Below are 13,303 nucleotides of genomic sequence, written 5' to 3' on the forward strand. Positions count from 1 at the left end.
GTTATAGGAATAGAATGGGCTTTGTATTTTGCTGAGTATCCCTGATTACCAACCGGGGATGTTGAGGCCTAATTGCGGATTTTACGCAATTGATAATGTCTTAAAGTATAATTCTCCGCAGCCTGTGCCATTATCATATCCTAAGAGTTGTTCATAAAATGTATTCACATAGCCGGATATATTTCTTTCATTGGGGCATTTAGTTCATGAGAATTGTCACGTACTGAGTTCTGATCTACTCTGTATCTTCATTGACTTCTGTTGGGGGAAGAAGTATTTATTTTTTTCTCCCTGGGAATTTCAATACACTGTCGGCAATCTACTGGTTTAATGGCTGTATTATTGAGGTTAAATATATAGTTGGCATTTGAAGTTAATCCTTTGATAGTATTTGCTTTAAGGAAAGCTTCTGTACGGGTATAAGAACTGTTGGTTTAGTCATTTACTGTTTGCTTGAGGATATGAGGCAATGTTCTTTATGCCAACTTCCTGATAAGTTCCATTAGAACTTATATGAAAATTAGTGTACTTATATATCTGCATCTGTTCTGGGTAGTGAATCTTCTAATTGGCACTAATAATATGCGTCCAATCCAACACAGGTCCTGTAAGTATCTGGCAACCTGTTTTTTGATATTGATAGTTTTAAAATAAGTCATAACATCAATGTTATGTTAAATCAAAGTGTCTTTTAATGAACTGATGACTTCTATTGCATATAGATAATCATCACATTATTATATATATAAAAGATTCTCGGATATTAGGTTATGGATAAAAGAGTATATTAAATAATATTGTTTTTGACGATCTCAAATATTCGGCATATGCAGAAAAAACACATGGATTTTTCTACCAACTATAAATAAAGTTTTGGGGTGGTTATTGCGTTATAGAAAAACTTTCCGATCAAAATAAATTAAATTACAAAAAATGTTATATATTTGTATCCAAATCAAAAAAAACTGCGAAATGAAACTTATTGCGGAAAGTGGTTCTACAAGAACAGAGTGGGCATTGGTTGAAGACAATCATCTCGTACAACGTGTGTTTACCGAGGGGTTAAACCCTTTCTTTCAGACCAGAAGAGAAATTAGCAGAAGTGTCAGACTGGGATTACCGGAGTCTTTCTTCAAAAAGAAACTGGACCAAGTATATTATTATGGTGCCGGATGTAGTTCATATGAAAAGAAAAACATTTTAGGTGCTTCCTTAGTAGCACAGTTTAAAACTCCTATCCAAGTTGAAAGTGACTTGTTGGCAGCGGCTCGAGGACTATTCAAATGTGAATCTGGAATTGCCTGTATTTTAGGTACCGGATCGAACTCATGTTTTTACGATGGTAAAATCGTTGTCAAAAATGTGAAAGCTGCAGGATATATTCTCGGTGACGAAGGCAGTGGAGCTGTTCTCGGAAAACTATTTTTAGCTGATCTTCTTAAAGGATTAGCTCCCAAAGAATTGGCGAGTGAATTCCATGAAAAATTTCGCATATCTGCCAATGATGTGATGGAATCTGTATATAATTTACCTTTCCCTAACCGTTTTTTAGGTACGATTGCATATTTTTTAGGAGATTATATGGACAATGAATACGTATATAATTTGTTAACCAATAATCTGCGAAGCTTCTTTAACCGTAGCGTGTGCCAATACGATTATATGAATTATCCCATTCGGTTTGTAGGATCACTTGCCTATGCGTATTCAGATACTTTGCGTAAAGTAGCCAGAGAATTTGGAGTGGAGATTGACGTTATAGAAGAAACTCCAATGAATGGCTTAATTGAATTTCATTCAATGAACATTGAAGAACCTTAAAAATACACAGCTATATCTAAATAATAGTTTCGAACTCTTAAATACCGCATTTTTATCTGTCAGTATGAGCCAAAACTCTTAAAGTCATATCACTCTCTATGTGAATATATAGATATAAATCTAAAATATAATAAATATTTGTTCTTGATATTAAAATAATATATATCTTTGCTATGATGAAACTCGGAAGGGTTTTGAACCTTTGTTAATAATGGACAATTTATCTCTTAAAAGAACCATAAAGCTAATTGACATTAATTAAACTGGCGAAAACCAAAGTTCTAATGGAACTTTAACTCAGTCAATAATAGAGATAATATAAAAATTAAAACCTTTAAATGACAAGAAGCCTATGATGAATAAACAACCTCTTGTGGTGGGATGATTCCCACTTCCTAATTTTACCTTACCTGCATTTTGAGAAATCAATCGATTAACAAACAATTTAATCATCTATCTTTTATGAATGAAGATCGCAAGAAACGAGGACTAGCAAACAGCAAGCTCCTTACGGCCGTGGCAATAACTGCTTTGTTTATAGGCAGTGGTAATGCGGTGGCTGCTTCAACTGCTTCCGGCAGTGCTTATGAAGTGACAGAACAATTACAGTCGCAAGCTATTAGTGGTGTAGTGACTGATGCAAACGGAGAGCCTGTTATTGGTGCCAGTGTTTCAGAGAAAGGGACAACAAATGGTACTATTACAGATATTAATGGCAAATTCAGTTTAAATGTTAAACCCGGGGCTGTCTTGAAAGTCACATTTGTGGGCTATAAGCCACATGAAGTGAAAGCTACAAGAACAATGAAAATCATTTTGACAGAAGACAGTGAGCTTTTGGATGAAGTTGTCGTTGTAGGTTATGGCACTCAAAAGAAAGAGAACCTGACAGGTGCAGTGGCTTCAGTAGATGTGAATAAAACACTAAGTAGCCGTCCGATTGCGGATGTTGGACGTGGCTTGCAAGGAACGACACCAGGACTTTCTGTTGTAATCCCGAGTGGAGAAATTGGTTCGGATCCTACCATGAAGATCCGTGGCCAGATTGGGTCTATTAACGGAGGTTCCGCTCCGCTTATTTTAATGGACAATGTTGAGATTCCAAGTATTCAGATGGTCAATCCGGACGATATTGAATCTATTTCAGTTTTGAAAGATGCGGCAGCATCTTCTATTTATGGTGCAAAAGCTGCGTTTGGTGTTGTATTGATTACTACTAAAAAAGGAGCTAAGCAGGAAAGTATAAATGTGAGCTACTCCGGAAACTTTTCTTGGCAGAATATTTCCAAGAAAATGGAGATGGGAGGCATTGATGCCTTGGAGTATTCGGTCGAAGCTTTTAAACGTGTGGGAGGAACCGTAGCCGGTGCATTTGTTCAGATTACTGAAGAGGGTCTTGTCAAAGCCAAAGAGTGGGACCAAAAGTATGGTGGCAAGTTAGGTCCTAATGATCCTTACGTGTATGGTCGTGACTGGTATGTAGACGCTAATAACCGTAAGATTGGTTTGAGAACTTTCGATCCATATGATTATATGATTAAAGAGTGGACTCCCTCAATGACTCATAATCTCTCGGTTAATGGTAAAAGCGGACGTACGACTTATAATATTGGCTTCGGTTATCTGGATCAAACAGGACTGATGAAACCGGCGAAAGATGATGATTTTAAGCGCTATAATGGTTCTTTGAGAATCAGTACCGATATTAATAAATATGTCACAGTGAGAGCTGGAGCCATGTATTCTAAACGTGAAAAGAGATACGCCTATGCTACCTCCTCTACTACTGCTGATCCTTGGTTGTATTTATACCGCTGGGGACCGAACATGCCGATGGGGTATGATGATGAAGGAAATATTATCCGCAGCCCGCATTCGGAAGTAGCTCAAGCCAATACGGCATCACGTGCATACAACTATATAAATGTAAACGTAGGGGCTACGGTCAATATTATGAAAAACTGGAAGTTGGATATTGACTATACACATGCTGCCAATGAATATGTACTTAAAACTCCTGGTACCCGCTATACAGCTCTTAATTCATGGGGTGGAGCAGTAGCTAAAAATGATGCCAGTGGTAATCGTATTTATGTCAATGAAGCCGGTGAAACAGTTGCTGCCGGAACTCCGGGAGCAATGCCTGCCTATAAATTAGGTATGACAGAGTATACGGCTCATGGAGCGAATCCCGACCATATGTATCGACGTTCTGAGACAACGAACCAGGACACTTGGAATATTTCTACTACATATGACTGGAAAGTGGATAAGAATAATGCGTTTAAGTTCTTGGTCGGCATGAACCGGGTGACTTATGATGAAGAATACAACTGGTCGCGGAAAGGTGACTTATCTGATATTACCAATCCACAGTTTGACCTCGCTGTAGGTTTACAAGAGGCAAGTGGAGGATACGATTGGGAGGGTCAACTCGGGTTCTTCGGACGTATCAATTACGCTTTAAAGGATAGATACTTATTGGAGGCTAATCTCCGTTATGATGCAACTTCCAAATTTCCGGATAACTTGCAATGGCGATGGTTCCCATCTTTTTCAGCCGGATGGCGTGCAAGTGAAGAAGCTTTCATGCAGTGGATGAAACCTGCTGTCACATCATTGAAATTCAGAGGGTCGTGGGGTATTATCGGTGACCAGACTGTATCCAATTCTTTATATATCCCCACCATGTCTACCGGTCAACTGAATTGGCTGGACGAGAGTGGAAATAAGCTGGTTTATGTAAGTACACCCAGTGCAGTGGCAAGTAACATCACTTGGCAGGACATTCAGACTGTCGATGTTGGCTTGGATGCACGTTTTCTGGATGGCGAACTCGGTTTAACTGTTGACTGGTATCAACGTGATACAAAAAATATGATTGTCCCGGGTGCCGGTGTTACTTTGGCGTTTGGTACCGGAGCCCCGAAAGGAAATTTTGGTTCTTTGAGAACCAGAGGATGGGAAATCGCACTTGATTACAATCACCGTTTTTCTAACGGATTAGGTATAAATGCGATGGCTACCCTGTCTGATGCTGAAACAGAGATTACAAAATATAGTGATACCCGGGTCGTTAGTGATTGGTATGTTGGTAAAAAGTATGGAGAGATCTGGGGATATCAGACGGAACGTCTATATCAGAAAGATGATTTCGTATATAATGGAGATCAGATTGTAACAACTTGGGCTTTGAATGGTAAAGAGGTTGCTCAGGGAACTAAAGGTGCTAAAAAAGTGAATAAACTGAAAGGGGATAATCCTGTTTATCAGGACTTTTTGCAGAGTGGCAACTTTGTTTTTGGTCCGGGTGACGTAAAATTTGCTGATTTGAATGGCGACGGATTGATCGATTCCGGAAGTGGAACAGTCGATGATCCGGGTGACCGTAAAGTAATCGGTAATTCCACTCCGCGCTATGAATATGGTTTCCGTTTGGGAGCCGACTATAAGGGGTTTGATTTTTCTGTATTCTTCCAAGGTGTTGGTAAACGCGAAGTTTGGGGTAATGGTTTTCTTGCCATTGCCGGATATAACTCTTCGGATGGTGCCATGCCTCAGGCTATTGCCGGAAATTATTGGCGGGAAGACCGTACTGATGCTTTTTATCCGCGTCCTTACAATTTAGCCGGTTCCAATAACTCTTTGAATATGGTAACTCAGTCGCGTTACCTTCTCGATATGTCTTATTTGAGAATGAAAAATATCACGATAGGTTACTCCATACCTGCCGATATCCTACGAAAAGTGCGGATGCAGAAAGCGCGTATCTATATGTCTTTAGAGAACTTTGTGACTTGGGATAATTTGAATGGTCTGCCTATCGATCCGGAAGAGGTACAAGGATTTTCGATGTTTAATACAGATAATTATAATTCGGGTCGTACCGGTGTCGGAACTCCTACTTTTAAGAGCTTGTCCGTTGGTATTCAGTTGAATTTCTAAAATAAAGAACAATATGAAAAAATATATATTTACTTTACTTTCACTTGCCGCACTGAGTTTCACCAGTTGCGATGATGTGTTAGACCGTCCTCAGTTGACGAAACCGGTTGATACGAACTATTGGCGAAGCGAAACAGATTTCCGTCTGTATGCCAATGAATGTTATCCTAATTACTTTGTTGGCTATAACAATACATGGGGAGTGGATTATGCTCCGTTGCGTGGATATTATTTCTCGGATGATAACGCATGGGCAGGGAAGCAGTCTGTGATGGAAAATGCCGTTCCGTCCAGCAGGGGATCGAGCAGCTTGTCTACCGGTAGCGACCTTTGGTTGACTAAGTATGGAAGTGCAACTTGGAATTTTGCATGGGTACGTAAAATTAATACGATGATCGACAGACTTGATATGTATGGCAAAGTAAATCTGACAGAAGAAGCATACAATCACTGGATGGGGGTTGCCCGCTTCTTCCGGGCATTCGAATATCATCGTTTGGTCTGGTCTTTTGGAGACGTCCCCTATTTTGATAAGGTTTTTGTGGAGACAGACGCAGCTCAAATGTATAAAGACAGGACGCCGAGAGCTGAAGTCATGGAGAAAGTTTATGATGATTTGAAGTTTGCTTTTGAGAATCTTCGTTTGTCAGACGGTGCGATGTATTTGAATAAAGACATAGCAGCCGGCTTTATTACCCGGATTATGTTGTATGAAGGCACTTGGCAGAAATATCATAATTTAGATCAGGCATTGGCAAAAAAATATCTGGAATTTGCCAAGGAAGCGGGTGATTATGTGATTGGTACCGGGAAATATGCGATTTCCGGAGATTTCAGAAGCCTGTTCGGTTCTCAGGACTTGAAGGGACACAAAGAGATGTTGATGTACAGGCACTATGATGCTGCGAATGCGACACATCATGTGGCTTCTTATTCGAATGGTTACGAGGGGCAGTCCCCGTCTCCTAATCTGGCATTGGCTAAGTCATTCTTATGTAATGATGGTAAACCGTATGAAGCATCAGCAGTGCCTGATGCCGCGAAACTGGATATCAAACACATGGTTAAAACCCGTGATCCCCGTTTTGAAGCTACCTTCTGGGATGAACCGAGAGTACAGGCCAGTACGCTTTTATACGCTTGCAAATTTATCGACCGCACCGGGCCAACATACTGGAATGCTGCAACTATACCACCTCAGTACGGAAGCATGACCAACACCAACGATGCTCCTGTTATGCGTTATTCCGAAGTGCTTTTGAACTGGATAGAAGCTAAAGCAGAGTTGGCAATCATGGGAGAAGCGGCAGTCACACAAGGTGATATTGATATTTCAATCAATGCGATTCGTAATAGAGATCTCGACGCTGAGGCTATTGCTAAAGGGGTACAGAAAACAGCTCCGATGAAACTTGCCGATATCACTGAAGCTTTTGCACCCGATCGTGATGCCGATGTGCCTGCTTTGATTTGGGAGATCCGTCGTGAACGTCGTATGGAATTTGTATACGAGCATACTCGTTTGGCCGATATCAGACGTTGGAAGAAACTCGACTATATGGATAATAATAAATACCCGGATACAATGTTAGGATTGTGGATTAACCTGAAAGAAGAACTTCCTTCATATCTGGAACAGGGTAAAGACGGAAAGTATACCGCTTATCAGGTTCGCAAGATGGACGGTACCGTGGTTACTTATGATGGTAGTAATGCTGACGATATGGTTGGCTTCTTTGTTCCGCTGAAGGCGGTAGCCCGTGATGTGTTTGGCGATGAATGTTATTTGGCTCCTGTGGGCAAAGCACAAATCGATCAGTATGCCGATCAAGGCTATAAATTGAGTCAAACTCCCGGTTGGGAGAATAAGTAAATAAAAAGGGGAAGCAATTGCTTCCCCTTTTTTGATATGAATATTTTGGCTTATCCGATATTTCCTTCTTTAATCAGGTATTCGGCAATCTGAACAGCGTTCAGTGCGGCACCTTTCTTAATCTGGTCACCTACAATCCAGAAAGTCAGTCCGCAGTCATTGGTCAAGTCTTTGCGGATACGGCCAACGTAAACAGGGTCTTTGCCTGCCAGGAACAGCGGCATCGGATAGTCTTTTTCTGCCGGATTGTCCTGAAGTACCAATCCTTCGCCTTTGGCAAAAGCTTCACGAGCCTCTTCTACGGAAATAGGACGTTCTGTTTCTACCCAGATGCTTTCGGAATGTGCACGAAGTGCCGGAACACGTACGCAAGTAGCACTAACCTTTACGTCAGAATGCATGATTTTTCGGGTTTCGTTAAACATCTTCATTTCTTCTTTTGTATATCCGTTTTCTGTAAATACGTCAATCTGAGGAATCAGATTGAAAGCCAGTTGGTATGCAAACTTCTCAACAGTGACAGGTTCATTGGCCAAAACCTGGCGATACTGTTCATAAAGTTCGTCCATAGCGGCTGCGCCGGCACCACTGGCTGCCTGATAAGTAGATACATGCACGGTTTTTATATGAGAAAGCTCTTCGATGGCTTTCAGTGCGACAACCATCTGGATGGTTGTGCAATTCGGGTTAGCGATCACGCCGCGCGGACGATCTTTAGCATCGGCTGCATTCACTTCGGGCACCACCAAAGGTACATCTGTATCCATACGGAAAGCGCTGGAATTATCGATCATTACCGCACCATATTGGGTAATGGTTTTCTCGAATTCCTTAGATGTGCCTGCACCGGCCGAAGTGAAAGCAATGTCCACCCCTTTAAAGTCATCGTTGTGTTGCAGAAGTTTGACCTCGATCTGTTTACCGCGGAAAGTATATTTGGTCCCGGCACTACGTTTAGAGCCGAACAAAACTAACTCGTCCAACGGGAAATTTCTCTCATCGAGCACGCGCAGGAACTCTTGTCCTACGGCTCCGCTTACGCCAACAATAGCTACTTTCATCTTTTTCTTTTGTTTTATGTGAATACTCATCCTCTACAATTTAAATCAATCGTAAGGATTTGGCTGCAAAATTATAACATTTTGCAATATAATAAGCATTTTAGGGAGAAGATTTCTCATTGAAAATCTCTTTCCTAATGAATTGGCGGTGTGATAACTTTTTTGTTATTTTGCAGTTAAATACAAAAATCCCGATATATGCACTGGTTTGATCTCAGTTTACAACTTCCGATAACAGACCCTACATGGGTGTTTTTCTTGGTTCTGATCATTATTCTATTTGCGCCGATGATACTGGGACGCTTGCATATCCCCCATATCATTGGTATGATTCTGGCCGGGGTAGTTATTGGTGAATATGGTTTCAATGTTCTCGAACGGGATAGTAGTTTTGAGCTGTTTGGGAAAGTGGGACTCTACTATATCATGTTTCTGGCCGGGTTAGAGATGGACATGGAAGATTTTAAGAAGAACCGGACCAAAGGGCTGGTCTTTGGATGGTTTACATTTATTATTCCGATGGCATTGGGCGTATGGAGCAGTATGGAGTTGTTGGGATATGGATTTACCACAGCTGTGCTCTTGGCCAGCATGTATGCTTCCCATACATTGATTGCCTATCCCATTATCAGTCGTTATGGCCTATCTAAGCTAAGAAGTGTAAATATAACGATTGGAGGGACAGCCGTAACCGTTACCTTGGCTTTGATTATTCTGGCTGTCATTGGAGGTATGTATAAAGGGACTGTCGACGGCATGTTCTGGATTCTGCTGGTGGCAAAGGTTGCATTCCTGAGTTTTTTGATCGTATTCTTTTTTCCGCGTATCGGCCGTTGGTTTTTCCGTAAGTACGATGATAGCGTGATGCAATTTGTTTTTGTACTTGCAATGGTGTTTTTGGGTAGCGGCTTGATGGAGTTTGTTGGCATGGAGGGCATTTTGGGGGCTTTCCTTGCAGGGTTGGTACTGAATCGTCTCATTCCGCATGTCTCTCCTTTGATGAATCGTTTGGAATTTGTCGGAAACGCTTTGTTTATTCCCTATTTTCTTATTGGTGTGGGGATGATTATCGATGTCCGCACTTTGTTTGCCGGAGGCGAAGCTTTAAAGGTTGCGGTAGTGATGACCGTATTCGCTACTTTGAGTAAATGGCTCGCTGCCTGGATTACACAGAAGATTTATCGTATGCAGCCCAATGAGCGGAGCATGATGTTCGGTTTGAGCAATGCGCAGGCGGCTGCTACTCTGGCAGCAGTACTGATAGGGCATGGCATTATAATGGAGAATGGAGAACGTTTGCTGAATGACGATGTGCTGAACGGTACGGTGGTGATGATTCTCTTTACATGCGTAATCAGCTCACTTGTGACCGAACGCTCTGCACGACGTTTCGCTTTGCATGAAGAGATGCAGTTCGAAGATAACAAGGAGAGAACAGAACAGGAACAAATCCTGATTCCGGTAGCGAATCCGGATACTATTGAAGAGCTGATTAACCTCGCATTGGTTATCAGAGATACCAAACAGAAGAAAGAACTGATTGCACTCAACGTAATTAATGATAATAACAACTCGGAAAATAAGGAGTTACAGGGTAAACGGAATCTGGAAAAAGCAGCAATGATTGCTGCCGCTGCCGATGTTTCGGTTAATATGGTGAGTCGTTACGACCTTAATATTGCTTCAGGCATTATCCATACCATTAAAGAGTATGATGCGACGGACGTAGTAATCGGTCTGCACCGTAAGGCAAATATTGTCGATTCATTCTTTGGTAATCTGGCTGAGAGTTTGCTGAAAGGTACTCACCGGGAAGTGATTATTGCCAAGTTCCTTATGCCGGTCAATACACTTCGGCGGATCATTATTGCCGTACCCCCAAAAGCTGAATACGAGACCGGGTTCTCTAAATGGGTGGAACATTTCTGCCGTATGGGAAGTCTGTTGGGTTGTCGGGTACATTTCTTTGCCAATGAGCAGACCCTGATGCGGTTACAGCAGTTAGTGAAGAAGAAGTATGGAAGTACTCCCACCGAATTTTCCAGACTGGATGAATGGGACGACCTGCTTTTGCTGACCGGGCAAGTGAATTTTGATCATTTGTTAGTGATTATCAGTGCGCGGCGCGGATCTATTTCGTATGATCCTGCGTTTGAGCGGTTACCCAACCAGCTTAGCAAATATTTTTCTAACAACAGCTTGATCATCCTGTATCCCGATCAGTTTGGCGAGCCTCAGGAGATAGTTTCTTTTTCTGATCCACGGGGGTACAACGAATCTCAGCATTACGATAAGGTAGGTAAATGGTTCTATAAATGGTTAAAAAAGAATTGATGGAAAACTGGCAGCAGAGAACTAAACTTCTTTTAGGAGAAGAGAAAACGGAACGTTTAAGAAAATCACATGTGTTGGTTGTTGGGTTAGGTGGAGTAGGCGCTTATGCGGCCGAAATGATTTGCCGTGCAGGTGTAGGCCGAATGACGATAGTGGATGCCGATACTGTGCAACCTACTAATATCAACCGCCAGCTACCGGCTACGCATGCCACCTTGGGTATGGAGAAAGCAAAGGTGCTGGAAGTAAGATTCAGGGATATTAATCCGGAGATAGAGTTGAACGTATTGCCTGTTTATCTGAAAGACGAAAATATACCGGAGTTGCTGGATGCCTCAAAATACGATTTTATAGTTGATGCCATTGATACCATCAGTCCGAAGTGTTACTTGATTTATCACGCTCTTCAGCGCCGTATAAAGATAGTATCGAGTATGGGTGCCGGAGCGAAAAGTGATATCACTCAGGTGCGTTTTGCCGATCTTTGGGATACGTATCATTGCGGTCTTAGCAAAGCTGTCCGCAAACGTCTGCAAAAGATGGGAGTGAAACGTAAGTTGCCCGTCGTCTTTAGTACGGAACAAGCCGATCCGAAAGCAGTATTGCTGACGGAGGACGAGAGAAATAAGAAATCGACTTGTGGAACAGTGAGTTATATGCCGGCTGTGTTTGGCTGTTATCTGGCAGAGTACGTTATAAAAAGATTGTAAGATTATGATTCATTTAGAAGGTATAACCAAGAGTTTCGGTTCGTTGCAGGTGTTGAAGGGGATAGATCTGGAGATAGCCAAAGGAGAGATAGTAAGTATCGTAGGTCCCAGCGGAGCCGGAAAGACCACACTGCTTCAGATTATGGGGACTTTGGATAGTCCGGATACAGGTACGATAAATGTTGATGGTACGAACGTAAGCAAGATGAAGGAGAAGGAACTTTCTGCTTTCCGGAACACACACATTGGCTTTGTGTTCCAGTTCCATCAATTACTGCCTGAGTTCACGGCATTGGAAAATGTGATGATCCCTGCATTTATTGCGGGTGTGTCTACCAAAGAAGCTTCTATACATGCCATGGAGATACTTGATTTTATGGGATTGACGGAGCGTGCATCACATAAGCCTAATGAACTCTCGGGCGGAGAAAAACAACGGGTAGCTGTAGCTCGTGCATTGATCAATCAGCCGGCGGTTATTCTGGCCGATGAACCTTCGGGAAGTCTGGACACCCATAACAAGGAAGAATTGCATCAACTCTTTTTTGATCTGAGAAACCGGTTTGGACAAACCTTTGTGATTGTGACACATGACGAAACATTAGCAAAAATCACCGACCGTACGATTCATATGGTGGATGGAAAGATCATCTGATTATTCAAAACAGACGTAATGACTGATCCGTTCCAGATCCTGAGTCGTGAATTCTTCGTAAAGGGATAATTGTTTCAGGCTCTTCAATGTTCTTTTTTTCTTTCTGTATTCTACGATTACTTTGGCTTGATAAAAGTTGATATAGGGATGAGCTCTGAGTCGTTCAATGCCGGCTTTGTTGAGGTTTATTCGTTGAGTCGTTCCGGCTGTCACACAGAGCCAGGGACGGAGTTTATCCACATCGAGATGTATCTCTTCCAACTGGGCTATATCGTAGAATCCACCTAATCGTTTGCGATATCCTGTTATCATACGCGCAATCCCACTACCGATGCCGGGAATCTTTTTCAATTCTGTAGTATCTGCCTGGTTCAGTTCGACTACTGTTCCGGCCTCGTATTTAAAGTCTTTCAGTGTATCCTTCTCCGCTTTCCGGATGTAGAGGTGAAATGTATCTTTTTGTTCTATGATCGGAGCTATACGGATATAAGGCTGGAGAGTGGCGTATTGTTCTTGTGTCAATCCATATACTTTCCGGAAGTCTTCTACCCGGCGGAATTTTCCTCCTTTATTTCTGTATCTGAGTATATTCTTTGCCATCCATGCAGGAATCCCTAAGTTGAGAAATCCTGTAGAATCTATTGTGTTAGGATCGAAAGGTGTCAGAACTATTTCCCGTCGGCGCCGGAAGTGGCTGTTGTGTGTATATCCTCTTTCTTTTTTCTCTTGTATGGAGGCCATGAACTCTGCATATTCCTTTTTGAATTTCTCAGTATCGTTCGTGGCGGTATTCTCTTTGTCGGGTATCAACCATCCGCCAATGAATACCAGTATACACAAAACGGCAAGTATCAGGATACCTTGCCGTTCTGTACGTGTAAAGTAAAAGAAGTCTTTCCACATT

8 protein-coding genes are annotated in these 13,303 nt (G+C 41.9%); 6 read left to right on the forward strand and 2 right to left on the reverse strand.

Annotated features, from left to right (window positions below; translation table 11 throughout):
* The first annotated feature begins 972 nt into the window (after positions 1–972).
* From R3O62_RS06420 to R3O62_RS06430, 3 genes are all read left to right on the forward strand, one after another.
* Positions 973–1,821 (forward strand): hypothetical protein, encoded by an 849-nt coding sequence (locus R3O62_RS06420; RefSeq protein WP_005783329.1) that lies wholly within the window; start codon positions 973–975, stop codon positions 1,819–1,821.
* Positions 1,822–2,283: 462 nt separating this feature from the next.
* A complete protein-coding gene (locus tag R3O62_RS06425; RefSeq protein ID WP_269110175.1) occupies positions 2,284–5,766 on the forward strand; it encodes a SusC/RagA family TonB-linked outer membrane protein in 3,483 nt (1,160 codons plus the stop codon).
* 13 nt (positions 5,767–5,779) lie between these two features.
* Positions 5,780–7,639 carry a RagB/SusD family nutrient uptake outer membrane protein gene (locus R3O62_RS06430; RefSeq protein ID WP_005811892.1) on the forward strand — a complete coding sequence of 620 codons (1,860 nt, stop codon included), beginning with the start codon at positions 5,780–5,782 and terminating at the stop codon, positions 7,637–7,639.
* 50 nt (positions 7,640–7,689) lie between these two features.
* On the opposite strand, the gene R3O62_RS06435 is transcribed toward R3O62_RS06430, so the two are convergent.
* Positions 7,690–8,700: an aspartate-semialdehyde dehydrogenase gene (locus R3O62_RS06435; RefSeq protein ID WP_032531107.1), complete on the reverse strand. Its 1,011-nt coding sequence runs from the start codon at positions 8,698–8,700 to the stop codon at positions 7,690–7,692.
* Between the two features lie 198 nt (positions 8,701–8,898).
* Between R3O62_RS06435 and R3O62_RS06440 the strand changes: the two genes are divergently transcribed.
* From R3O62_RS06440 to R3O62_RS06450, 3 genes are read left to right on the forward strand one after another with little or no spacing between them, the layout of a single operon-like run.
* On the forward strand, positions 8,899–11,034 hold the full coding sequence (locus R3O62_RS06440) for a cation:proton antiporter (protein WP_005811889.1): 2,136 nt from the start codon (positions 8,899–8,901) through the stop codon (positions 11,032–11,034).
* Positions 11,016–11,744 (forward strand): tRNA threonylcarbamoyladenosine dehydratase, encoded by a 729-nt coding sequence (locus R3O62_RS06445; RefSeq protein WP_005811888.1) that lies wholly within the window; start codon positions 11,016–11,018, stop codon positions 11,742–11,744. The genes R3O62_RS06440 and R3O62_RS06445 overlap by 19 nt, the downstream gene beginning before the upstream one ends.
* Positions 11,745–11,748: 4 nt before the next feature.
* A complete protein-coding gene (locus tag R3O62_RS06450; RefSeq protein ID WP_005779045.1) occupies positions 11,749–12,399 on the forward strand; it encodes an ABC transporter ATP-binding protein in 651 nt (216 codons plus the stop codon).
* On the opposite strand, the gene R3O62_RS06455 is transcribed toward R3O62_RS06450, so the two are convergent.
* Positions 12,400–13,302, reverse strand: a complete 903-nt coding sequence (locus R3O62_RS06455) for a ComEA family DNA-binding protein (protein WP_234212450.1) — start codon at positions 13,300–13,302, stop codon at positions 12,400–12,402. It lies immediately after the preceding gene.
* Between the last annotated feature and the right edge of the window lies 1 nt (position 13,303).

The sequence above is a fragment of the Bacteroides hominis genome, from assembly GCF_033042785.2.
Taxonomy (GTDB): Bacteria; Bacteroidota; Bacteroidia; order Bacteroidales; family Bacteroidaceae; genus Bacteroides; species Bacteroides hominis.

Coding starts and splice junctions, on each gene's coding strand:
- R3O62_RS06430 (WP_005811892.1), top strand. CDS start 5,780: ATGAAAAAATATATATTTACTTTACTTTCACTTGCCGCACTGAGTTTC.
- R3O62_RS06455 (WP_234212450.1), bottom strand. CDS start 13,302: ATGTGGAAAGACTTCTTTTACTTTACACGTACAGAACGGCAAGGTATC.
- R3O62_RS06445 (WP_005811888.1), top strand. CDS start 11,016: ATGGTTAAAAAAGAATTGATGGAAAACTGGCAGCAGAGAACTAAACTT.
- R3O62_RS06425 (WP_269110175.1), top strand. CDS start 2,284: ATGAATGAAGATCGCAAGAAACGAGGACTAGCAAACAGCAAGCTCCTT.
- R3O62_RS06435 (WP_032531107.1), bottom strand. CDS start 8,700: ATGAAAGTAGCTATTGTTGGCGTAAGCGGAGCCGTAGGACAAGAGTTC.
- R3O62_RS06440 (WP_005811889.1), top strand. CDS start 8,899: ATGCACTGGTTTGATCTCAGTTTACAACTTCCGATAACAGACCCTACA.
- R3O62_RS06420 (WP_005783329.1), top strand. CDS start 973: ATGAAACTTATTGCGGAAAGTGGTTCTACAAGAACAGAGTGGGCATTG.
- R3O62_RS06450 (WP_005779045.1), top strand. CDS start 11,749: ATGATTCATTTAGAAGGTATAACCAAGAGTTTCGGTTCGTTGCAGGTG.